Annotated in this window: 23 protein-coding genes; 2 read left to right on the plus strand and 21 right to left on the minus strand. The window is 37.6% G+C overall.

The window, feature by feature from the left end:
• Positions 1 to 124: 124 nt before the first annotated feature.
• The 10 genes from trpB to B5X53_RS03770 form a co-directional block, all read right to left on the minus strand.
• The gene (trpB, locus tag B5X53_RS03725) at positions 125 to 1,306 is read right to left on the minus strand and encodes a tryptophan synthase subunit beta (protein ID WP_079711900.1); all 1,182 of its coding nucleotides are present in this window, start codon (positions 1,304 to 1,306) and stop codon (positions 125 to 127) included.
• 183 nt (positions 1,307 to 1,489) lie between these two features.
• Positions 1,490 to 2,137, minus strand: a complete 648-nt coding sequence (locus B5X53_RS03730; RefSeq protein ID WP_232764110.1) for a phosphoribosylanthranilate isomerase — start codon at positions 2,135 to 2,137, stop codon at positions 1,490 to 1,492.
• Between the two features lie 182 nt (positions 2,138 to 2,319).
• Complete coding sequence (gene trpC / locus B5X53_RS03735) at positions 2,320 to 3,111, minus strand: indole-3-glycerol phosphate synthase TrpC (RefSeq protein ID WP_079711902.1); 792 nt, start codon at positions 3,109 to 3,111, stop codon at positions 2,320 to 2,322.
• 171 nt (positions 3,112 to 3,282) lie between these two features.
• On the minus strand, positions 3,283 to 4,275 hold the full coding sequence (gene trpD / locus B5X53_RS03740) for an anthranilate phosphoribosyltransferase (protein WP_079711903.1): 993 nt from the start codon (positions 4,273 to 4,275) through the stop codon (positions 3,283 to 3,285).
• Positions 4,276 to 4,279: 4 nt separating this feature from the next.
• Positions 4,280 to 4,846 carry an anthranilate synthase component II gene (locus tag B5X53_RS03745; protein WP_079711904.1) on the minus strand — a complete coding sequence of 189 codons (567 nt, stop codon included), beginning with the start codon at positions 4,844 to 4,846 and terminating at the stop codon, positions 4,280 to 4,282.
• Between the two features lie 165 nt (positions 4,847 to 5,011).
• A complete protein-coding gene (locus B5X53_RS03750; protein WP_079711905.1) occupies positions 5,012 to 6,406 on the minus strand; it encodes an anthranilate synthase component I family protein in 1,395 nt (464 codons plus the stop codon).
• 331 nt (positions 6,407 to 6,737) lie between these two features.
• A complete protein-coding gene (locus B5X53_RS03755; protein WP_079711906.1) occupies positions 6,738 to 7,238 on the minus strand; it encodes a YceI family protein in 501 nt (166 codons plus the stop codon).
• 48 nt (positions 7,239 to 7,286) lie between these two features.
• Positions 7,287 to 7,865, minus strand: coding sequence for a YceI family protein (locus B5X53_RS03760; protein WP_079711907.1), 579 nt, complete (start codon positions 7,863 to 7,865; stop codon positions 7,287 to 7,289).
• A gap of 129 nt (positions 7,866 to 7,994) precedes the next feature.
• Positions 7,995 to 8,627 (minus strand): NAD(P)H-dependent oxidoreductase, encoded by a 633-nt coding sequence (locus B5X53_RS03765; protein WP_079711908.1) that lies wholly within the window; start codon positions 8,625 to 8,627, stop codon positions 7,995 to 7,997.
• A 2-nt stretch (positions 8,628 to 8,629) separates the two neighbouring features.
• Positions 8,630 to 9,079 (minus strand): MarR family winged helix-turn-helix transcriptional regulator, encoded by a 450-nt coding sequence (locus B5X53_RS03770; protein ID WP_079711909.1) that lies wholly within the window; start codon positions 9,077 to 9,079, stop codon positions 8,630 to 8,632.
• A 194-nt stretch (positions 9,080 to 9,273) separates the two neighbouring features.
• Between B5X53_RS03770 and B5X53_RS03775 the strand changes: the two genes are divergently transcribed.
• Entirely contained in the window at positions 9,274 to 9,588 is a 315-nt protein-coding gene (locus B5X53_RS03775; RefSeq protein ID WP_079711910.1) for a rhodanese-like domain-containing protein, read from the plus strand.
• 1,189 nt (positions 9,589 to 10,777) lie between these two features.
• On the opposite strand, the gene uvrB is transcribed toward B5X53_RS03775, so the two are convergent.
• The 3 genes from uvrB to B5X53_RS03795 all read right to left on the minus strand — a co-directional run bounded on the left by uvrB (position 10,778) and on the right by B5X53_RS03795 (position 14,664).
• Positions 10,778 to 12,787: an excinuclease ABC subunit UvrB gene (gene uvrB / locus B5X53_RS03785; RefSeq protein ID WP_079711912.1), complete on the minus strand. Its 2,010-nt coding sequence runs from the start codon at positions 12,785 to 12,787 to the stop codon at positions 10,778 to 10,780.
• Between the two features lie 135 nt (positions 12,788 to 12,922).
• A complete protein-coding gene (locus B5X53_RS03790) occupies positions 12,923 to 13,759 on the minus strand; it encodes an ABC transporter permease (RefSeq protein ID WP_079711913.1) in 837 nt (278 codons plus the stop codon).
• Positions 13,759 to 14,664, minus strand: coding sequence for an ABC transporter ATP-binding protein (locus B5X53_RS03795; protein ID WP_079711914.1), 906 nt, complete (start codon positions 14,662 to 14,664; stop codon positions 13,759 to 13,761). The genes B5X53_RS03790 and B5X53_RS03795 overlap by 1 nt, the downstream gene beginning before the upstream one ends.
• Positions 14,665 to 14,758: 94 nt before the next feature.
• Between B5X53_RS03795 and B5X53_RS03800 the strand changes: the two genes are divergently transcribed.
• The gene (locus tag B5X53_RS03800) at positions 14,759 to 15,829 is read left to right on the plus strand and encodes a hypothetical protein (RefSeq protein WP_075326256.1); all 1,071 of its coding nucleotides are present in this window, start codon (positions 14,759 to 14,761) and stop codon (positions 15,827 to 15,829) included.
• Between the two features lie 251 nt (positions 15,830 to 16,080).
• On the opposite strand, the gene B5X53_RS03805 is transcribed toward B5X53_RS03800, so the two are convergent.
• The 8 genes from B5X53_RS03805 to B5X53_RS03840 form a co-directional block, all read right to left on the minus strand.
• On the minus strand, positions 16,081 to 17,139 hold the full coding sequence (locus B5X53_RS03805) for a nucleoid-associated protein (RefSeq protein ID WP_079711915.1): 1,059 nt from the start codon (positions 17,137 to 17,139) through the stop codon (positions 16,081 to 16,083).
• A 193-nt stretch (positions 17,140 to 17,332) separates the two neighbouring features.
• Positions 17,333 to 17,842: an IS1096 element passenger TnpR family protein gene (locus B5X53_RS03810; RefSeq protein ID WP_079711916.1), complete on the minus strand. Its 510-nt coding sequence runs from the start codon at positions 17,840 to 17,842 to the stop codon at positions 17,333 to 17,335.
• 24 nt (positions 17,843 to 17,866) lie between these two features.
• Positions 17,867 to 18,892, minus strand: a complete 1,026-nt coding sequence (locus B5X53_RS03815) for a COX15/CtaA family protein (protein WP_079711917.1) — start codon at positions 18,890 to 18,892, stop codon at positions 17,867 to 17,869.
• A 57-nt stretch (positions 18,893 to 18,949) separates the two neighbouring features.
• The gene (locus B5X53_RS03820; RefSeq protein WP_079711918.1) at positions 18,950 to 20,386 is read right to left on the minus strand and encodes a CCA tRNA nucleotidyltransferase; all 1,437 of its coding nucleotides are present in this window, start codon (positions 20,384 to 20,386) and stop codon (positions 18,950 to 18,952) included.
• Between the two features lie 174 nt (positions 20,387 to 20,560).
• Positions 20,561 to 21,130 carry an L-threonylcarbamoyladenylate synthase gene (locus B5X53_RS03825; protein ID WP_079711919.1) on the minus strand — a complete coding sequence of 190 codons (570 nt, stop codon included), beginning with the start codon at positions 21,128 to 21,130 and terminating at the stop codon, positions 20,561 to 20,563.
• Complete coding sequence (locus tag B5X53_RS03830) at positions 21,117 to 22,232, minus strand: glycosyltransferase family 4 protein (RefSeq protein WP_079711920.1); 1,116 nt, start codon at positions 22,230 to 22,232, stop codon at positions 21,117 to 21,119. Before B5X53_RS03830 ends, B5X53_RS03825 begins: the two co-directional genes overlap by 14 nt.
• A 133-nt stretch (positions 22,233 to 22,365) precedes the next feature.
• Positions 22,366 to 23,112: a glycosyltransferase gene (locus tag B5X53_RS03835; protein ID WP_232764111.1), complete on the minus strand. Its 747-nt coding sequence runs from the start codon at positions 23,110 to 23,112 to the stop codon at positions 22,366 to 22,368.
• A gap of 3 nt (positions 23,113 to 23,115) precedes the next feature.
• Positions 23,116 to 23,877 carry a DUF5672 family protein gene (locus B5X53_RS03840; protein WP_079711921.1) on the minus strand — a complete coding sequence of 254 codons (762 nt, stop codon included), beginning with the start codon at positions 23,875 to 23,877 and terminating at the stop codon, positions 23,116 to 23,118.
• Positions 23,878 to 23,972 lie beyond the last annotated feature (95 nt).

A 23,972-nucleotide genomic window follows, 5' to 3' on the forward strand; every position in this document is an offset into this window, starting at 1 on the left:
CGAGGGCAGCGCCCGTGCTAATCTTTTATTTTACAGACCTCCCAGGTTTTCAAAACCTGTAAGGTCTCATAGTGGTTTTTTAAAGAAAACATTCGGGAATTCGTGGCTTAAAAACAAAAACCTTCTACAAATCAAAATAATCTATATAAGTACTCAGATCTTTATCCCCACGTCCTGAAAGGTTGATCACAACAACATCATCCTTTTCAAACTTGCGGTCTTCAAAAATAGCCAGGGCGTGAGAGGTTTCTATCGCCGGAATGATTCCTTCCAATTTGGCTAATTCTAAACCGGCGTCCATCGCGGCTTTATCAGTTATGGAAATAAATTCTCCGCGGCCGCTTCTAAATAGGTTGGCGTGCATTGGTCCCACCCCTGGATAATCCAGTCCAGCGGAAATTGAATAGGGTTCAGTAATTTGTCCATCTTCGGTTTGCATAAGCAGCGTTTTACTACCGTGGATAATGCCTTCTTTTCCCAAAGCTGAAGTCGCTGCACTTTCACCACTTTGAATACCTTTTCCGGCAGCTTCAACCGCGATAATGCCAACTTCAGGATTATCTAAATAATGAAAATAAGCCCCGGCAGCGTTGCTTCCGCCACCAACACAGGCCACCACATAATCGGGATTTTCACGATCTTCTTTTTCCTTTAACTGCACTTTGATTTCTTCCGAAATCACCGCTTGAAATCGGGCTACCATATCGGGATAGGGGTGAGGGCCTACCACAGAACCAATTATATAATGTGTATCCAGCGGATTATTAATCCAATCCCGAATCGCCTCGTTAGTAGCATCTTTTAGCGTTCTACTCCCAGATTTTGCCGGAACTACTTTTGCACCCAGCATTTTCATTCGGGCCACGTTAGGCGCCTGTCGCTCGATATCAATTTCGCCCATATACACGATGCATTCAATGCCCATCAGTGCGCAAACCGTAGCGGTGGCGACGCCGTGTTGTCCTGCACCGGTTTCAGCAATAATGCGATCTTTTCCCAGGCGTTTTGCCATTAAAATCTGGCCCACAGTGTTGTTCACTTTATGCGCCCCGGTGTGGCAAAGATCTTCGCGTTTCAGGTATATTTTTGTATCGTATTTTTTACTAAAACGTTCTGCGTAATAAAGCGGTGTTGGTCGCCCCACATAATCACGCAGCAGATCTTTAAATTCTTTCTGAAAAGATTCCTCTTTCATAATATCCAGGTACTGCGAACGCAATTCCTCTACATTTGGATAAAGCATTTCGGGAATAAAAGCCCCGCCAAAATCGCCGTAATATCCTTTTTCGTTAGCCTGATAGCTCATTTTTATTTGTTTTATTTAGTAGCTGTCGCCACGAATACACTAATTATTTTCGTGTCAGTGCAAGGGGGAGGCCCGTGGCAATCTTAACTTTGATAGAAAAGATTGCTTCTCCCGATTTTCATCGGGATCGCAATGACGTTTTTATTTCTTAAATTCTAAACTCCACAACCTATAACCGAGAACTCATATCTGCTTAACAAACTTTTCCAGTTTTACCACATCTTTAAACCCTGGCTGTTCTTCAAATTTACTGTTTACATCTATGGCATATAGTAAATTTTCATTTCCATTCTGCTTAAAATAAGCTTTTAGTTTTTTGATTTCTTCAATTTCATGCGGTCCAATTCCCCCGCTTAGGAAAAAAGGGATTTCCGAAGGATATTCTTTTAAAATCTCCCAATTGAAAGTGATCCCGTTTCCGCCCTTGTTTTTTCCTTTTGTGTCAAAAAGAAAATAATCTACCACGGTTTCATATTCCTTTAAACGCTTAAAATTGAAATCGTCATTTACCGAAAATACTTTAATTATTTCCACGGAAGTTTCCATCAATAATGTTTTTAGTTCAGCGCAAAAAGCCGCAGACTCATCCCCGTGAAGCTGAAGAGCATTAAGATCGTATTTCTTCGTTCTATCCAGTATTACGTTAATTTTTTCATTGACAAAAACACCGGTTTTCTTAATTTCTGAAGGAATTTCCGGGATTTCAGCGTCAAAATTTCTGGGTGTGTTTTCATAGAAAATAAAACCCATATAATCCGGCGGAAGTTTTGCCACTTCGCTGATGTTTTCGGGATCTTTCATCCCGCATATTTTGAGTTTTAGATTGTTCATTTTTACTTGTTTTAACCACTTCTTTATCTTCGGGTACTCCCTCCTCCTTTAAAAGGAGGAGAGCTGGTTTTGGTAGTCATCATCCTAAACCTGTTTCAGGTTATAAATTTATACCAGCTTAGACCCCCGAGAAAAAACAGGGACAGGCTCTGAAAAGAGTCCGCCTGAACGGACGGGCGGGTTCAGGGTGACGTGCTTAACTCTCTCACAAACTCTACCGCGGCTTTGCCGGGATTGTTAGTTTTCATAAAATTCTCACCGATTAAAAAGCCTTTATAGCCGTATTGCTGTAAATCTTTAATCGCTTTAACCGAACTTATTCCGCTTTCTGAAACTTTGACAAAATCTTCTGGTATCTTTTCTGAAAGTGTTTTGCTAATTTCGATACTGACTTCAAAAGTTTTTAAATTTCGGTTGTTTACGCCCAGCATATCCAAACTGGGCATAATAGACTTTTGTAATTCTTCTTCGTTATGAACTTCCAGCAATACTTCCAGCCCTATGCTTTTCGCAAATTCTGAAAGCGATTTTATTTGTTCACGTTCCAGCACTGCGGCGATAAGTAGAATAACATCGGCGCCATGTGCTTTTGCTTCCAGAAGTTGGTATTCGTCAATAATAAACTCTTTCCGAAGCAATGGCATTTTAACCGCTGCACGGGCATAAAGCAGATCGTCTAAAGAGCCGCCAAAATATTTGCCATCAGTTAAAACAGACATTCCCGAAATTCCTGCATCTTCATAACCTCTGGCTACATCCTCCACATTTAAATCCTGATTGATAACCGATTTTGAAGGGGAACGTCTTTTATGTTCGGCAATAATCCCGGTTTTACTGGTTTTCAATTCTTCAGCTAAAGAAATTGTTTCGCGCTCAAAAAGCGCTGCTTGTTCCAATTGAGATATGGGTATGACCAACTTTTTTAGAACCAGTTCTTTATGTTTATCGGCTATTATTTTGTCTAAAATATTCATATTTTTCGGTTGTCAGTTATGAGTTCCCTGTTTTTCCTATCGTCATCCTGAACGTGTTTCAGGATCTAAGTCGATTAATAATCAAAACAGCTTCGAAGCTGAAATAATCCCGAAGCTTCGGGACAGCGTGACGAAAATAAGACTTCATAAATAATTTAGATGTATGTTGTTTCATTTACTCAACTCCTGTAACTTTTCTAATGCGTTTAAAGCTTTCCTCGAATTTATCGATTCTTTTGCAGCTTCAAAACCTTCTTTAACACTAATTTGTTTGGCGGTGGCGATGGCCATTCCGGCGTTGGCGCACACCACATTGTTTTGTGCTTTGGTGCCTTTCCCTTTTAAAATATTTACAAAAATTTCTGCTGAACTTTCTATAGATCCGCCGCCGGCAATTTCTTCCTGTTTCAAGGTTTCTACGCCAAAATCCTCAGGACTCAACATTCCTTCAGAATTATTGGAAATGGTTTTTGTGTTTCCGGTGAGGGAAATTTCATCATAACCATCCAAAGCGTGCAAAATAGTGAAATTCTTATCGGTGTTCTGATATAAATAACCATACATTCTGGCCAGTTCCAGATTAAAAACACCCACTAGCTGATTTTTGGGGAACGCAGGATTTACCATTGGCCCGAGCATATTGAAAAAAGTTTTTACCGCCAAAGATTTCCTGATGGGCGCCACATTTTTCATCGCCGGGTGGAAGAGGGGAGCGTGCAACACACAAATTCCTGCTTCAGCGATACATTTTTCTAAAAATCCGGCGTCGTTGCTAAATTTAATCCCCAAACTTTCCATCACGTTAGAACTTCCACTTACCGAAGAAACTCCGTAGTTTCCGTGTTTTGCCACATTAACTTCCGCGCCTGCCGTTACAAATGAAGAAGTAGTTGAAATATTAAAAGTGTTTTTTCCATCGCCACCGGTTCCGCAGAGATCTATGGGGTTGTAATCGTTTAAATCTATAGCCACGCAAAGTTCCAAAAGTGCATCACGAAAACCTTCGAGTTCTTCTATAGTGATGCTGCGCATCATATAAACCGTAAGAAATGCGGCAATCTGGCTTTCGTTATATTCTCCGTTAGAAATGCTGAAAAGGGCTTGCTTCGCCTCATCCTTGGAGATGGTTTCGTGATTAATGAGCCTGTTTAATAGTTTTTTCATAAGTTTAACTGTTTACCCAATTCTGAATCATCTTTTTCCCATCAGGCGTTAACACCGATTCTGGGTGAAATTGAACACCGCGAACATCAAATTCGCGATGACGAAGCGACATAATTTGACCGTTTTCATCATAAGAAGTGGCTTCCAGTGAATCTGGTAATCCCTTTAATACCACCCAGGAATGATACCGGCCAACATTCATCGTCTTTGGTAAATCTTTAAAAAGTGGTTCATCGTCTACACAGAGATCCATGGTGGTGGCAATACCGTGATAAACCGATTCCAGATTACCTAATTTTCCACCAAAAACTTCTCCAATGGCTTGTTGGCCCAGGCAAACGCCCAGAATGCTTTTTGTTGAAGCATACTTTTCTATAATTGGTTTTAGTAACCCGGCTTCACTGGGAATTCCGGGGCCGGGAGAGAGAAGAATTTTATCGTATTTCTGCACATCTTCCAGTTCCAATTGGTCATTTCTAATGACCGTAACCTCGCAATCAAATTCTTCAAGATAATGCACAAGGTTGTACACAAAAGAATCGTAATTATCTATAACTAATATTTTTTTCATTCTACCTGGTGTGAAATTATGTATTTATTTGTTTAATCACTTAAACTCCACGTCTATCTGAATTCGTTTCAGATTCTAACATTCATTATTATCAGCTTGTTAGATCTCCGAAAAAATCGGAGCAAACTCTGAAATGAATTCAGGATGACGATTAGTTTTATTTCTTTAAATATCTTCAGCTATATCGAGGGCCTTGGTTAATGCTCCGAGTTTGTTGTAAACTTCCTGTAATTCGTTTTCTTCTACAGATTCAGAAACCACACCCGCACCAGCCTGGTAATGCAACTGATGGTCTTTACTCACAAAGGAGCGAATAATAATTGCGTGGTTAAAGTTTCCGTGGAAATCCATAAAACCAATTGCTCCCCCGTAGGCATCGCGGTTTACATTTTCGTATTTTTCTATGAGTTTCATCGCGCTGTGTTTTGGTGCGCCGCTTAAAGTTCCTGCCGGAAAAGTATCCGCTACCACCTGCATTGTAGGGGTCTCTGGATCTTTGGTGCCGGTTACTTTGCTTACAAGATGAATCACGTGCGAGAAAAATTGAATTTCCCGGTATTTTTCCACTTTTACATTATTCCCGTGCCGACTAAGATCGTTTCTGGCTAAATCTACTAACATTACGTGTTCAGCATTTTCCTTTTCGTCTGCGGCCAGTTTTTTGGCTAATTCGGCATCTTCTTCATCGTTTCCAGTACGTTTAAAAGTTCCGGCGATGGGATGGATTTCTGCCTGACCGTCCTGAACCACCAATTGCGCTTCTGGAGAACTTCCGAAGATTTTAAAGTTTCCGTAGTCAAAATAGAAAAGATAGGGGGAAGGATTTACGCTGCGCAATGCCCTATAAACATTGAATTCATCTCCTTTAAACTTTTGCGAAAATCGACGGGAAAGTACAATTTGAAAAACATCACCACGATAGCAGTGTTTTTTCCCCAGTCTTACATTCGCCTTAAATTCTTCATCGGTTAGGTTTGAAATTGGTTCCTGCTGACGTTCAAAATTGTAGGTCGCGAAGTTTTTAACCTTAATAAGTTGTTCGATTTCCGGAATTTTTGAACCGGTATCGTAGCTATGGTCAAAAATATAAGCTTCGTTATTGAAATGATTAATGGCGATTATATTTTGATAAACCGCATAATAAATATCCGGTAGCTTAAGGTCACCATTGCGTTTCTTAATCTCCAGGTCTTCAAAATACCGAACCCCATCGTAAGCGATATAACCAAAAAGCCCATTATTGATGAATTTAAAATCGGAATCTTCAGTCTTAAATTGTTTTGAAAATTCCTGTATTCTAAGTGGTACGTTTACCTCGGGCGTGATTTCGGTAGTTTTCTTGCTTCCGTCAGGAAAAACTTCAGTAATTCTTTCATTCTGAATTTTGATGGAAGCGATAGGATTGCAGCAGATATAAGAGAAACTATTATCGTTGGCGTGGTAATCGCTACTTTCCAAAAGGAGACTGTTGGGATATTTGTCCCGCACCTTAAGATAAACACTCACTGGTGTAATCGTATCTGCCAGGAGTTTTTTATGGGTGGTTTTTAGTTTATACATAAATTGGTTTTTATCACTTCCGCTAAGATGGAGTATATTTAAATTGATTTATTTTTTAAACTTTCATTTTTTGATTTCCGACTTCTGGGAAATGACAAAAAACTGAATAAAAAAAGGCTTGTCGTGAGACAAGCCTTTTGTATGATTTTATACTATAGCGATGTTACTTCACGACGTTTGACGTAAATTTTTCCACCACCAGGTATTTGCTATTCTGTTTTTCATTACTTCAAAGATAGAAAGCATATTTTAATAAACAAGTGAAATTCCTAAAAAGAAAGCCGGAAAAGCGATTTTAACTTTTCCGGCTGGAATTGTGCAATTCAACTAATTAAAATTTCAACTCAATATTCAAATCGAAATTATCGTAAATGGTTTGATCTCCAAGTCCGCTAAAGAAACTACCGGAGTTGTATTTTACGTCATATTTAGAACGATCTATACTTAACTTAGTGGTAGCGGTATTGTTGCTCCAGTCTAAATCGAAAGTTACCGGATGCGTGTTTTCTTTAATAGTAAGATCACCAACCACACCATAAGTACCGTCGTCTTTTTTAGCAACGCTGGTAATTACCAATTTTGAAGTCGGGTGATTATCCACACCAAAGAAATCATCAGAATTTAAATGACCTTCCAGTCCGGCTTTATCGTCACCTTTAAGATCGGTTACGGTAATCGTGGTCATATCCATTACAAATTCACCACCAACTATTTCTTCGTTTTCAAACTGGAATTTACCGTCTTTTAAATCGATAGTTCCTGAGTGGGATCCTAATACTTTTTTTCCTTTCCAGGCGATGTTACTTGCCTGCGCGTTTACTTGTTTTTCCATAATTAATTCAATTTTTATTTTTCAATAGCAATTTCTTTCCCCTCGTAATTAGAATTTCAACTCTACGTCTAATTCAAAATTATCGTAGATAGTTTTATCTCCAAGATTGTCGAAAAAACTCCCTGAACCATAACGTACATCGTACTTAGAACGGTCTATAGTTAGTTCAGTAGAAGCTGAATTTTCTTCCCAATCTAAATCGAAAGTCACAGGATTTGTTTTATCCTTAATAGTAAGATCGGCTACAACACCATATGTTCCATTACTCTTTTTGGCAACACTCGTAATCACCAATTTTGAAGTTGGATGGTTATTTACGCCAAAGAAATCATCAGATTTTAAGTGACCTTCTAATTTTCCTTTGTCTTCACCGGTAAGATCGGTAACGGTAATAGAACTCATATTTATTACAAATTCTCCTCCGGTAAGTTCACCGTTCTGCATAGTGAAATGACCGTTTTGCAAGTCTATGGTTCCGTAGTGAGAGCCGGTAACTTTTTCACCTTCCCAGTTAATGTTGCTTTCTTTTACATCAATTTTTTTATCCTGGGCATTCACTGTTGAAAATGATAGGAATGATACAAGGAATGCAGATGCAAATACAGTTTTTAATAGATTCTTTTTCATAGCAATTTTTAATTTAAATTAATTTTACTCGATAATCGAGATTTAAATGCTCCGAGGTTTGCCTCGAAAATTAAACAATGTTTCTCAATGAATGCCTCGTGCACTTGCTCCGAGGTAGTTTACTTTTGTTTATATTAAATGGAATAATTCTTCTTCTTGTTTTCTAACTTTTTTAGCGTGTTGTAACTGGTCTTCGTCACTTCTATATCCAGCGGTAGCGATCACTGCAGTAGTTAAATTCGTTCCTGAAATTCCAAGGATTTCATCAAACTTTTGCGCATCAAAACCTTCCATAGGACAGGTATCAATCTTTAAATTTGCTGCTGCAGAAAGTAAATTCCCAAGTGCGATATAAGCTTGTTTTTGTGCCCAAATAGTTTGTTGATCTTCAGTTTGACCTAATATATTAGAGGTTAACATATCTTTTAATCCGCCTAAATCCTGAAACTGAACTTTTCTAATTTTACTGATATTCTTCAGATAGGCATCTATATAAGCTTCGTTTAATTTCTTAAGTCCTACAAACACAAATACGTGGGAAGCATCAGTAAGTTGAGATTGGTTCCAGGCAGCAGCTTTCAATTTCTTTTTGGTTTCCTTATCGGAAATTACAAATACCTCGTAAGGCTGAAGCCCGTAGGAAGATGCCGAAAGTTGAATACTTTTTTGAAGTTTCTCTAAATCTTCCTGGCTTAAAGGTTTTGCAACATCAAATTTTTTGGTGGCGTAACGCCAGTTTAAATTTTCTATATAATTTTCCATAATTATTTTCTTATTTTATTTAAGCAATTAGTAACAATTTCAATTTCTTCTTCAGTGATATCCTGTATTAGCTCTTTTTCTACTGCGTCCACTTTTGGATCAATTTCCTTCAAAAGATCCAAACCTTTTTCAGTAATACTTATTTCAACCTTGCGCCTGTTAGCTTCGCAGATAACCCTTTCCGTAAGTCCTTTGGTGATAAGCTTGTCTACCAAACGGGTGGTATTGCTCATTTTACTCACCATCCGTTCCTGAATAGTACTAAGGTTCGCCGGTTTTCCTTTTTGTCCTCTTAGAATTCGAAGAACATTAAATTGCTGAACAGAAATATCAAAAGGTTTGAGCGCAGCGGCTACATTCTCGTCTATTAGATTTGCGGTCACCAAAATGCTAAGACTTAGCTTCCTGGCCGGAGGCAAATTGTTCGTTTTTAATTGGTCTTCTATATTCATTTGTCTAAACAACATTTGTATGTACAAATATAAGTTAGTTTTATATTTTAGTTGTAAAAGAAATGTTAAAATTTTAAAGAAGGAATCATAAGCGAATGGAGGCCTGTTTTTTAAAACTTTCAATATCTTTACTAAAAAATATATTAGGAATTACAGATCACCTCTTTTAGGTGATTAATAAAAAAATAAAATTTATGAAAGAACTTAGTCAGGAAGAATGGCAATCTCAGCTACAGAAGGATGAAAAAGCAGTGATTTTAGATGTAAGAACAGAGGAAGAAGTAGAGGACGGGTATATCCCTAAGGCTAAAAACCTGGATATTTATAAAGGGCAGGAATTTGTAAATGAGGTTGAAAAACTAGATAAAGATAAAAATTATTATATCTATTGCCGTTCCGGAAAGCGAAGTGCGCAAGCCTGTACTATTTTAGACCAGATGGGTTTTGCCAACACGTATAACCTTGAAGGTGGATTTATGGAATGGAAAGGAGATAGGGCTGAAGATTAAGTTTTAGAAAGCAGCAAAGATAAATTTTGCTGCTTTTTATAATTAGATTTATTTATCAGCAACCATCTGGTGCCAATACCGAGAATATTTAGGATTTCCCCATTTGCTATACTGGTTATGCTATTATCCTGAATATCGGGGATACTTCGTCGCCAAAAATGTAGTTTCCAGAAGCGGTTCCTGTACTAATATAATTTTTGGTGTGATTGTGTTTCCTCACCGCGTGTATCAGGGAAGCGATATTCTTCAGCCTCAGTTCTGCCTATTTCAACGGGACCTGCAAAGTAACCCCCAAAAACCCTGGAACTTGGTTACCTATAGTCGGGACAAAAATTCCATAGATCTTACCTCTACCGGTAACTTCACCAATTTCAGTATATAATTCATAATTAGAGCTGTTACCACCCTCTGTTCTCCCCACCGAATATAAATCCCCTAGATGTTAGAACCGCTGGATCCCTGAGAAGTAGAATTATAGAAGCCATATCTTTCCCCGTTACCATCACCGGTTACGTGATTTTTAATTCCGTATTTTATATGATTAGTTTTACTACGATTTCTTATTTCAATTCCGTCTGTATTTCTGGTTTCCGCGGAATTATTATTATCTATTTCCAGACCTTTTTTAATATCCTGGGAATCATCGGTATTTATGGCGATTTGAAGTTTTCTGATAATCTCTTCAGTGCCAATACCGATATTTCCTTTTCTGAATATGTTATCTAAATATTGCCGGGGCTTTCGGTAGAATTCGGATCGTAGAAATTCGCAGCTTTAGCATCTGCAACTATAAACTTCCAGTTGTTTTCCTGATGATGCCAATAGTAAAATCCCTATGGAAGATTATTAAAATCTTCACTGAGAAAAATTAACATTCCGTGCTGTGCACTTACAGGATTTTGGGATGAAAATTTTTTCAGAGGGGGAATTAATATTCCGTCTATGTTCCTTGGACTGTCCTTATCTAACTCAACTATATCCAGCTGAGCTCCCGGTTCGGCAGTTCCAATTCCTACCTGGGAGAAAACTGTGGTTGCTAAAATTAAAAAAATAGAAAAGTATAATTTTTTTCATCCTACTAAAAATACCGGTTAAGACTAAGGTGTTTTCTAGTTAGGGGTGCTTTGGATTTTTAAATATACTTTTTGAAAAGCTTTTTTAAGGAGTCTTCTGATAATAAGGGATTTACCTAGCCCTGCGTTTCTTTTATTTTATTCTGAAGCATTTTTATTTCGTCCCTGTGTTTTGCCGCCGCCATAAAGTCAAGATCTTTTGCAGCTTTTTCCATTGCCTTTCTTTTCTGCCGAATTCTTTTTTCCAGATCTGCTTTGCTCATATAGGCGACCTCGGCTTCTGCAGCTTTTGTAGTTAAAGGTTTTTCAGCATCATAAACATCCAGTTTTTCTTTAATAAGTGTGCTGTTCTCCAGTCGTTTAACCAGCGCGGTAGGACGAATGTTGTTTTCTTTGTTATAATTTATCTGCTTGTTTCTTCGATATTCGGTTTGATCCATGGTTTTTTGCATACTGTCGGTAATCTTATCGGCATACAATATCGCTTTTCCTTCAACATGACGCGCTGCTCGACCAATGGTTTGGGTTAGCGAACGGTTACTTCTTAAAAATCCTTCTTTATCCGCATCAATTACTGCTACTAGAGAGACCTCCGGAAGATCCAGACCTTCCCTTAACAGGTTTACCCCAATTAAAACATCAAACAATCCCCGGCGTAAATCCTGCATAATTTCTACACGTTCCAGGGTATCAACATCAGAGTGAATATAGCGGCACCTTATATTAATACGGGTGAGATATTTAGTAAGTTCTTCGGCCATTCTTTTAGTAAGCGTAGTAACCAGAGTTCTTTGATCTTTCTCATTTCTGGTATGAATTTCTTCAATAAGATCGTCAATTTGGTTTAAGCTGGGTCGTACTTCGATTACCGGATCTAGAAGTCCGGTTGGTCTAATTACCTGTTCTACATAAACACCTTCAGATTTCTGTAATTCGTAATCGGCAGGAGTTGCACTCACATAAATCACCTGATTTTGCAAGGCTTCAAATTCTTCGAATTTTAAAGGGCGATTATCCATTGCGGCTGGCAATCTGAATCCATATTCTACCAAGGTTTCTTTCCTTGACCTATCTCCTCCATACATCGCGTGTACCTGCGGAATGGTTACATGGCTTTCGTCTACCACCATTAAAAAATCATCCGGAAAATAATCCAAAAGACAGAAAGGACGTGTACCGGGTTGCCTTCCGTCCAGATACCTGGAATAGTTCTCGATCCCCGAACAATAGCCCAATTCCCGTATCATTTCCAGATCAAAATTGGTGCGTTCATCCAGACGTTTTGCTTCCAGATGTTTACCTATGTCCCTGAAGTAATCTACCTGTTTTACAAGATCGTCCTGGATGTGGTGGATCGCATTTTGCATCACATCAGGCGATGTCACGAACATATTGGCAGGGTAAATATTCAGGCGTTCGTATTTTTCTATTATATCGTTGGTACCAGGATCAAAAGCTTCAATTTCTTCAATTTCATCTCCAAAAAAGTGAATTCTGAAAGCATTATCGGCATAACTCGGGTAAACATCTACGGTGTCCCCTTTGATTCTGAAATTTCCGTGGGAGAATTCAGCTTCGGTACGGGAATACAAACTTTGAACTAGTTGATGTAAGAATTTGGTGCGGGAAATTTGCATATCCCTTTCAATAGAAACTACATTTTTACGAAACTCAACCGGGTTACCAATGCCATATAGGCAGGAAACCGAAGCTACCACAATAACATCACGTCTTCCGCTTAAAAGGGAAGAAGTGGTACTGAGTCGTAACTTCTCAATTTCTTCATTGATAGAAAGATCTTTTTCAATATAAGTTCCCGAACTGGGGATAAATGCTTCCGGTTGATAATAATCGTAATAACTCACAAAATATTCCACGGCATTATTCGGAAAGAATTGTTTGAATTCTGAATAAAGCTGAGCGGCGAGTGTTTTGTTATGTGCCAGGACCAGGGTGGGTTTTTGCACCTCCTGAATTACATTAGCTACGGAAAAAGTTTTACCCGAACCCGTTACCCCAAGCAGGGTCTGGTATTGATCGTTATTGTTTATTCCGGTTACCAGTTGTTCTATCGCTTTTGGCTGGTCACCGGTAGGCTTGTAATCTGATTCTATCTGAAATTTCATTCGTGTTCCTCGCTTATTATCACGAAACTAATCAATAATCCTGCCTATTCAAACTGATAAACTTTTCCTTAACGTTTTTATTGCGAAAGCTTTAGGAACCAAAACTGATATTGCTAAAATGTCATATTTTTTGAACTACAAATCACGCTTTTTAAGTAAACGGTATGAAAGAAAAACAAAGATGGTAGTCCAGAAGATAACAATTAATAGCTGGTCCCAATGGATTCCATAATCTTTATCAAATTCAGATCCTAATTGGGTGGCGGCGGTTTGCACGGCAGATAACCTTGAGAACGGTTCTTTAATGAGATTGCTCATAGATTCCAGCGGAAAAAATCGTGCGATATTATCGGCAATTTCGGAATCCCTAAAAATCTGCCATTTTAAAACTCCATACACAATGCTTTCTAAAATCCACCAGATAAATAGAAAACCAAGTGCAAAGGCCGATCGTTTTATGAGAATTCCCAGGAACATACAAAAGGCAAAAAAGCCGGTAAGTTTCACGAAATAGGCGATCATATATTCCATATCTGAAAAGATGATGGAAGCTTCTGTAAAATCTGAGAATGAAAGTCCTAAAATCAACGAAACGATGAATAGAAATAAGGTCGAAATTAAAGAAAACACCGTGACAGTTAAGAATTTTGAAGCGATGAACTCCTTTTTGCTCAGGCCGTCTATCAGGTTTTGTTTTAGGGTACGGTTACTATATTCATTAGACATCATCGAGACGATTACGATGGCCAGGAATAGTTTTAACAAAGCCGCGATATAGGAATTAAAATGCCAGATATATGGGAAATTAAAAATCCCCTGATCGGCAACGCGAAAGTTTATCGACCCTAAATTGAATTCAATAGAAGCAATTAAAGCGATGAAAGTTATTAAAATGAAATAGGTGAAAACCAGTATTTTTGCCGAACGGCTATAGCGTAATTTATGATATTCTATCTCTAAAAGTCGTAACATTATACAGCAGTAGTTTGATTGGTTAATTGAAGGAATTGCTCTTCCAGGCTTTCTTTGCGTTTTACCAGGTAGGAAAGCGAAAGTCCTTTTTCAAACAAATATTCGTTAATAGTTTCAGCATCCATTGGCTCTTTAAGAATAGCCGTGACAATATTTTCTTTTTCCGAAACATTTTCTATACCGGGATGGGCAATAAGTAATTCCTGGAGCAATTGCATATTTTTTGCCTGCAGTTCAAAGAAGCCGTGGCTGGCATTTATAGCATCTACAGGCCCGCTGTAAAGTTTCTTCCCATTTCTTATAATAACGACATGAGAGCAAACTTTTTCAACTTCATCTAGTAAATGTGAAGCGAGTAAAATGGTAGTTCCACCGGCAGCGATTTTCCTGATGATCTCCCGAATTTGATGAATTCCCTGCGGATCCAGTCCGTTTGTTGGTTCATCCAAAATCAAAATCTTCGGATCGTTAAGTAGGGCAGAGGCAATGGCCAGGCGTTGTTTCATCCCTAAGGAAAAAGTCCGGAATTTACTGTCTTTTCTATCCAGCAATCCAACAATTTCCAGTTTTTCGTTAATTTTATCCTTGGGAACATCTTTGATTTTACATACCAAAGCCAAATTTTGTGCGGCCGTCATATATGGGTAAAAATTAGGATGTTCTATAATGGCCCCTACTTTTTTCAGGGCGTCGTGCGTATCGGTATTTCCGCTAAACCAGGCGAACTCGCCAGAGGTTTTATTAACTACATTCAGCACCATCCCGAGCGTAGTAGATTTACCACTTCCGTTAGGGCCTAAAATACCGTATACGTTGCCTTTTTCTATGGTAAAAGACAGGTTGTCTACCGCGGTTAGCGAGCCATATTTTTTAGTGAGGTCTTTAAGACTTAGAATTGTTTCCAAAATTGAAGAAAAGTTTAAAGTATGACGACGAAGTTATGAAATTGTTACAGATTCCGCTCTAGAAAGCTTATTTTTGATAAAAAGCAAACACAATATGGAAGAAAAGCTGATGTCTAAGAAGAAACCTTCATTTGCCGTAAATGAAAGGTTAAACCGATATCTGGCCAAGCATAATCGAAATACTAAAATTCCGGTTTTTTATGATGATTTATTGCGCTTTTCCGGATCGGTGGTGGTTTACGATCAGCACGAAGAAGACACGTTTTGGGTACGGTGTTATTATCCCGATTTTGAACGGGAAGAAATTGATAACAGCCTAAAACAGGTGTATACCATAATGCATTCTGACGGAAGCGACGACTCGCTAGAATTTTTAAATGTAGATGCTATTGATTATTGCACTTTTGGGAATTCGAAACCTTTCCGCATAAAAGTGCGAAATATTCTGAATGATAGTTTTACCTATTTCTATGTGAAAAAAGCCGATGCTTCCCGAATCTACGGCCTCGAATTTGAACATTTGCTTTCTCCACATCGAATAAATTTCCTGGTTTATAAAGACACTTTAATTGAAGAGCATATTGCGGGGATTCCTGGCGACGTTTTTATTGAAGATCATTTGCCAAGCTGTGATAACCGGGCACAAACTCAAATCGCCAAGCAATTTGTGAAATTCAATGAGCGCTGTACGGTAAGATTGTTGGGAGATATGCGTTCTTATAATTACGTGGTAATCCCTACCCACGACTTTGATCACGTTGAATATCAAATAAGAGCAATAGATTTTGACCAGCAGTGTTTTGAAGGGAATTTAAAAGTTTATCGTCCGCAGTTTTTTAAAGAGAATTTAAAAATGGTGGAGTTGGTGCAGGACAAACTTCAGGAATCTTCAATAGAACAATATAGAAAAGAAGAACGTTCCCTTCTTGCCAAAAGGATTATTAATACACGGCCGCGTTATAAAGAATTGTTGCGTTGCATGATAAACGATCACGTTTCTACCCAGGCCAATGTAAAAACCCTAAGAAGCGATCTTTATAAATATACCAAGGATATAAAATTTAAGCGTGCCAGTACAATGGGCCAGATTTTAAGAACTGCGCTAGATTTTGTACGCCGAAATTATGAAGATGTGAATATGAAACGTTTGCTGGAGAGTTCTTAAAAGAATAAAAAGTTTGTCTGAATAGTATAATTTCGTCAAGCTGAACATATGATTATCCAGATCTTTGATCCTTAAATAAATTCAGGATGACTAGATTAAGAATTTTTTCAGAAAGCCTTTAGTTGTAAAAATTTTTAATGTCAGGAATAAAAAAGACCTCACAGGTTTTCAAAAACCTATGAGGTCTGGTATTTCTCTAAACCCACAAATAATATTAGTGTATTCGTGGCTACTATTTTTATATATTCTATCTAACTCTTTTCCTCTTTATTAAAATAAACCAGGTAATAATACATTTGTTTTTCTTCGTCCCAGCCTTTTTCCACAAACTTATCGGCCGATTCTGCGTTTACAAAATCCATTTTAATTTGAATATGGGTATCCAGGTTAATAACACTTTTGATCTTTTTCCGCGCATCGGTAACCGCTTTATTAGCGATAGGAAAATTAGTTAGATCTTCAATTTTGTATTTTGGAGCTTTTTCGGTTTTGTAATGCTGAAATTCTGGTAATAATTCAGGATTGTCTATTACCGAATTCAGGAAATTACTTTCCTCAAAATCGTCATTTTTAGCGAAGTAATCCATACTTCGATTCATAAACATTACCTCTTCTTTTTTGTCTTCTGCAGGTAAAACAACGTCTTTAGCAAAGTTCTTACAGAAGTTCAGGTAACTTTTGGTGTTGTAATTCTCATCACGCATTACATCCACACCCAAAAAGTTCTCAAGCCAGTATTTGGTATCGTATTTATTAGAGTCTACCGAAAGGATTTTATAACCTTCCTCACGATTTTTATTGAAAATCAGTGCGCCTTTATCCAGTTTATTGAGATTAATTCCCTGCTGAACGATCATTTCTAAAATACTGCCATTTTCTTCAAACTGAAGAAAATCGTGCTTTAACTCAGATTTAAAAATCCCAATTCCGGAAACCTTTTCATTATCCATTTGAAGATTTTCGAAATATACAACATAAACTTCCCCGCTTTTGATGTGAGGATGCGAAGATTGTTCAAATAATAAAGTGGTGATCTTTTTGGAAGCCTCGTGAATGTTGGCTGGATCGTCAAAAACTGCATTCGCTAAATTGTATAATTCGTTGAATTCAAGATCGGTTTCGTGAGAAAAATTGAAGTAATTCTCTTCCTTTTCCCTAAAAGGTTTCAGAAAATATTCCTTTATCAAAGGAGTGATCTCATCGTTTAACTGATAAGGAGCCGCCGAGAGGAAAATATTCTCATTTCGACTTTTGTTCCCAACCCTGTGAATAGAAAGGGACTCAATTTGCGCATTAAAAAGGTTGATCATGTATGTTATATTTTGTTATTTCCGTCCCGATAAATATCGGGATAAACTGCGACGGAAACCTTATTTTAATTTATGAAGCAAAGAATTCTAAATTCCATCAAGTTAGAAGCTGAGACACGTTCAGCTTAACGTGAGCTTTCAGAAGCACTGTTAGTTTAGACTCCGAAAAAAGTTCAGGATGATTCCTTTCCAATCAATTCCAATTTTCGTCAAAAGAAAGATCGTCGTAATCGTTGGTATTGAAACCCTGATCAAACATATCGCCACCACCTGCATCTTCATCATCTTCTCCAACAAAATCTTTGTCCGGTGCTTCATCTGGAAGTTGACCGTGCACAAACATTAGGTTTGGATAATCCCTTCCGGCTTCAACTTCGCCTACTTGAGCAAGTTCAATTAAGAAAGTCCACATTTTCAGGAAGTCGTAAATATAGATTACTTTTCTATTTTCTTCATCTAAAATAGACTCAAGGCTGGTTTCGTTCATTAAACGAACTTCACCACCCATATCAAACTGAGAAAATTCTTCACCTTGCTGCCAGTCATCATCGCTTAAATAGAAAGAGGCCATCTCAGTTCCATCAAATCCAAAAGACTGTAAAATGGTATTGTGTAGGTCTTCCAGGGTGTCTTCCTGCAGTATTTCTATGTCCCTAAACACGTCTTCCTCAGCATCAAGAATTACTCTAAATCGGTAAACCATAATATCAAATTTTAAGGAGCAAAGTTACAAAGTTTTCAACTTTCTGCCCGCTGCAAAGCATTCCAATAATAAATAAAACTGAAACCCAAACAATACTGAGGCAATTACCAAATGAAACGGTTGGGAAAGAAACGGAAAATCAAAATTATACATCGCAATTCCGGTAGCAATTTCCAGTAATAGGAACAACATAACCCAATTTATTTTTCCGAATTGAAGCTGAAGTTTTCGGTTTTTCCACCAGAGTACAGCGTTAACCAGGAAAACTAGAATAGAAAAACTGCGGTGTACATAGAAGTTAAGATTGGGATTGGCCAGCCATAATTCCTTTGCATCGTATCCAAGCATTTTCACCTGCTCGTCAACAAGTTGTCTAACCTGGGTTCCTAAAACCACCTGGATAAGTGTTAATCCCACCGCGAGAATCATTAAGTTTCTAAAAGTTCTATTTGGAACTTTATTTTTGACTTTTTCCTCGGCGATAAATAATAAATAGAGCAAAAGCGCTACAATTACCAGCGCCATAACCATATGAATGGTGATTCTTACAGGCGATAAAACCGAATAAACCACGGTTGCACCAAGCCACGCCTGGAATCCCATAAGAAAAACGCTAAGCCAGGAAAGAATAGTGATACGTTTTCTTTTTTTCCATTTTTTGAACGAGAGAAACGCCATAATTAGTACTGCAAAACCGGCTAAAGCTCCGGCCAGCCTGTTTATATATTCAACCCAGGTATGCGTTGGATTAAAAATAGCGTAATCGTGTTTTATATAAGTGTCCCAGTTTTCTTCAGAATAGTTTTCTTTGGAAGTAAAATCGGTTGCGGCCACCTTTAAAGTTTCATCCACGATAATTACCTGACCTTTTTCATACTCGCGATTGGCTTGAAATTCCAATTCTGAAACTTCTGTGGGAGGAATATAATAGCCGAAACATTTTGGCCAGTCTGGGCAACCCATCCCGGAGCCCGTCATTCTTACCACTGCACCGGCAACAATTACGAGGTACACCAGGATCAGAGATATTTTAACCGATTTTCTATACATTTTTATTCAAGCTTTATTTTCTACTGCACACTGCCAACTGCTTACTAAACTCACTGCCTACTGCGAATGATCACTGCCCACTGATAACCCCAGTTCTCTACCTTTTTTCAGCATTAATTCCCTTGCGGCTTCGTGCTCGTTAGGGATCTCACCTTCCAGAATTGCTTCTTTAATAGTCTCTTTAATAATTCCTATTTCTCTTGAAGGTTTGATATTAAAAGTTTCCATAATCTCCTCACCGCTTACCGGAGGTTGAAATTGGCGAACGTGATCGCGTTCTTCTACCTCTTTCATTTTCGTGCGTACCACTTTAAAATTATTGTGATACTGTTTATAGCGCTTCGGATTCTTAGTAGTAATATCGGCCTCACAAAGCGTCATTAAATCTTCAATATCTTCCCCCGCGTCAAAAATAAGCCGGCGTACTGCAGAGTCGGTTACATCATTATCTACAATCGCAATAGGGCGGGAGCTCATCAAAACTAATTTCTGAACATATTTCATTTTTTCATTTAAGGGCAGACGAAGTCGTTTAAATAATTTAAAAACCATTTTTGCGCCCACAAACTCGTGCCCGTGAAAGGTCCAACCGATTTTCTTATGAAATTTTTTAGTCGGCGCTTTTCCAATATCGTGTAATAAAGCAGCCCAGCGAAGCCAGAGATCATCTGTATTTTCTGAAATATTATCTACCACTTCCAGCGTATGCCAGAAATTATCTTTGTGTTTTTGACCCTCAATTTCGTCTATGCCTTCCAAAGCGGTTAATTCGGGTATAATAATATGCAGCAAACCGGTTTTATGCAGCAGGGAAAATCCTTTTGAAGGTTTTTCCGCCAGCATAATTTTATGAAGTTCGTCTGTGATCCTTTCGTTTGAAATTATTTTAATGCGTTTCTTATTTCTGGTAATCGCCTTCAAGGATTCCTTTTCAATCTTAAAATTAAGTTGCGTAGCAAAGCGAATCGCTCGAAGCATTCTTAAAGGATCATCAGAATAAGTAATGTCAGGATCCAGAGGCGTTCTGATAATTTTCGAATTTAAATCTTCAATTCCGTCAAAAGGATCCAGTAGATTTCCGAAGTTATCTTCATTTAAACCCAGAGCAAGGGCATTTATTGTAAAATCCCGCCTATTTTGGTCGTCTACCAGGCTTCCATCTTCAACGACTGGTTTTCTGCTATCTTTTTGATAACTTTCCTTTCGGGCGCCTACAAATTCGATTTCCATATCGTAAGCACGCAGCATTGCAGTGCCGTAATTTTTAAAAACCTGCACTTTGGGTTTGTGAGGAAGGATTGTTGCAACTTTTCGAGCTAATTCTATACCACTGCCTACGGCAACTATGTCAATATCTTTGGGCTCACCACGCTGTAAAATATGATCGCGAACAAATCCTCCAATCACGTAACTTTCGAGCTTAAGGTCTTCTGAGGCCTGGGTAATGACCCTGAAAATATTGTGGGTTAAGGCTCCTTTATAATTCTTCACTATTGTAATTTCTTTTGAAACTTTTTAATCGTTAAAGCTCTTTCATTTTGAGCTCTTTTACGTGGATTCTTAGGAAACGTCATCCTAAATTTAAGTCAGGATCTAGGTTGTAAATAGTTAAAAGGTCTTAGAAGCTGAAACAAGTTCAGCTTGACGTAAAAAGTTTTCTAATGGCTCTTATTTCCTAATCACTTTAACCTTCCCATCGTTACTTAGTTTAATAATGGCAGAGGGTTTAGCCGATTTTTTATTTTTTTGCAAATTTACTACATAGTCCACACCTTCTAAAATTTCGGGGCTTATTTCAGCAAAGGATTCGGGGGTTTTTTCACCACTGATGTTGGCCGAAGTAGAAACGATTGGTTTTCTGAATCTTTTTGCCAAATCGTTACTAAATTTATCTTTTGAAACCCTAATTGCCAAAGAATTATCATCGGCTATTAGGTTTTCAGCTACTCGAATAGGATCATCATAAATAATCGTAGTAGGTTTTCGGGCAAATTTTAGAATATCGTAAGCAACTTCAGGCACGTCTTCCACAAACTGGTTCAGCATTTTGTAGTCTGAAACCAGGCAAATTAACGCCTGACTTTCGTGACGTTTTTTAAGTTTATAAACTTTCTCTACCGCTTCAGCGTTTGTAGCGTCACAGCCAATTCCCCAAACCGTGTCGGTAGGGTAAAGTATAAGTCCGCCGCGCTTTAAAGTGGCTAAGGCGTTTTGCATTTCAGTTTTAAGATCTTCCATAAAGGACGTTTTTGTATTCTTGTAGTGTTTGTTGCGCCATTTGTTTTGTTGTAAAATTTTCTACCAGTTTTTTATGGGCATTTTCGGTAAAACGAGGGATTAACTCCTGGTTTTTTTCTAAAAACAGGATATGCTCAGCTAATTTTTCAGCATTAAAAGCATCGGCTAAAAGTCCGTTTTCTAAATGGTTCACAATTTCGGGAATTCCGCCCACATTTGTAGCAATTACAGGAACTTTGTGGTAAAAAGCTTCATAAATTACATTGGGTAGACCTTCTACCCGGGAGGTTAAAAGGAAATAATCGAAAATTTTAAAGAATCTCGATGCATTGTCTTTAAAACCGTAGCATTTAACGTGGCCTTCCAGTTTTAGTCCTTTCAGACGTTTTAATAAATGCGGTGTTTCTCTAAAGTAAAATCCAATTTGTACAAAATACAGATCCTTGCGATTTTTAGTATATACCAGGTGGTGAGCGACTTTTAAAAAAGTTTCCAGGTCTTTTGGCCAAATATGATTAGCGATGTTTCCAACTACAGTTTTTCCTTCAGGAATGTCTAATTCGGTTAAAAGTTTTTCCCTAGTAGTTTTAAATTGTTCTCTTTCTGCTCTAAATCCGTGGTAGATTTTAATAAGTTTTGAAGGCTCCTTTATATGCGCTGCAATTATGCTTTTACTTTTTTCCGAAACGCACAGGATCTTTTTAATTTTTGGATAATTGTATTTATAAAGTGTACGTTTTCTATCCCGAATAGGGAAAGAGGTTTTTTTGCTGAAGATAAAAGGTGGAAGCGCTGTAAACTTATCTGCTATCACGGCAAAAGCCAATGCTGTAGGGTCGTGAATATGAATAATCTTAATTTTTCTTTCTTTCACGAGGGTCATTAATTTAATGACATAGCGGAAATCAAAATTGGTCAATATTGGCGTAGCAGCATACGGCAGGTTATTCTTTTGGAGGCTTTTTTCAAATAAATCGCCCTTTTTACAGAGAATAAAATTGTTTACCTCAGGATTTGATTCTGCCAGTTCCAAACATAAGTTCTCAATATGTTTTTCCCCACCACCCCAGTTTCTAACAGCCGATAGATGGAGAATATTCATATTTGATTATTTGGAATGAAATTAATGACAAAATTATGGTAAAAATTACAAATATTTTGAAGCTGATGTGTCGATTTGAAATCAATCAGTAAAACTAGCTTTTTATTCGATTTTTAAAAGCAAATAAAGGAAACTATTTCTCCCCGGAATTTTGATCTTTTGCGCCCCAATGCACGGGTGCTTCTAATGATTTTATATAATACTCTTCTTCTGAAGATGGTTTAGCCGAATTTACATACCAGGGAAGATGATGGCATTGATATGGCCAACCGGAACGCAGCATTTCCATAGATCCGTCGCGTTTTCCCCTTTTTGAAAATGGCCGGTAGAGGGCAAAAGTGGTATCTATAGGAGCGATAAATACATTTTTTTCTTTTGGAGTTTTGTAAAATTTTGATTCCCAGTCTATAACTTCCTGTTTACGATGGTAGACATCGGGCAAATCATCAATTTTTAATGAAAATCCTACTTTATGAACTTCAGGATATTTTTTTAACAGTTTATAGAAAGTTTCCATGAAATCATCAGGGCAATCTTCCACAAGGCTTAAATCAGAATCAGTATAACAATAATATTCCTGAAAGAACCGATACCATAAACCACTACGCCATAGTGCTTTAAAACCAATATTCTTTTTTAATCTGTAAACTTTATAAGGGCAGGTCTGGTAGTAATCGAGAAGCGGAGGATAAGTAGATTTATTATCTATTATATGAATATTGTGATAACCGCGTTTTTCAAGATCGGATATCAGCTTTTTTAAGGTAGTGACCCGGTTATAATTATTTATTATAATCGGAATTTGTTTAAAATTTTTAGGTTCCTTGCCGAAGATATTTTCAAAAAAACCTCGTATTTTTTCCTTAAAAACCTGCGCCATAACCTATTTTTTTTGAAATTCTTCCTTAATTATGGGCATCCAGAAATCAATAACCTTCCGTTTATTAAATCCGTGGCATCCAAATGGTAATTCGCCTGCATTTAATTTTAGACCAATTTTTGGTTTCCTATCCAGGGCAAATTCAGCAGCAATTGTATAATCGGGAATGTTGAAATCGGGATAATGTTCAGGGACTTTTAAAGACCAAAACACGTCTTCAATAGCATAAATTTCATCTTTTTTTTCAAGTTGCTTTTCAATTACAGGCGCAAGTTCTTTAGAAATATGGTGAAAACTTTGAGTTTTACGCAGGGAAAGCCCTCCATTTCCCACCTTGTAAAAAATAGGTGCCCTTTTTTTCTTCTTTTTAGACTGAAAAGGCTTCAGAATCTTTGAAGTAAGGTTATTTGTGGCCAGCCAGGGTGCGCCAATATAATCGTAGTCTTTTTTACACCAATCTTCTAATTCATTTTTAAAAATAAACGCATCCAGTTGATGAATTAAAATATATTCAAAAGCTAAAAAACGTTCATAAAAATGAGAATCCAGCATTAGGCTGTTATAACCGGAAATATCCTTAAAATAATGAGTTTCAAATTCCTCAAAAGTAATCCGAAAGTTTTTGAATGATTCTTTATTAAAACCTTCGGGACAGGCAATAATAATTGGAAAGTCGCTAAGAGTTTTTAGGCATTGCTTAAAAGAAATCTCTTCCGTTTCAGACATTTTTTGTTTGTAAACAGGAATAACAACAGCGACTTTCATTTCGTTTTTTAATCTTTAGGTGCGAATATAATATTAAATTCGTAGTTTAATTGTTCTAAAACCCATCCCGGTTAATCTTATATATTCTTTGAATT

It is taken from the genome of Salegentibacter salinarum, from assembly GCF_900168115.1.
Lineage (GTDB): Bacteria > Bacteroidota > Bacteroidia > Flavobacteriales > Flavobacteriaceae > Salegentibacter > Salegentibacter salinarum.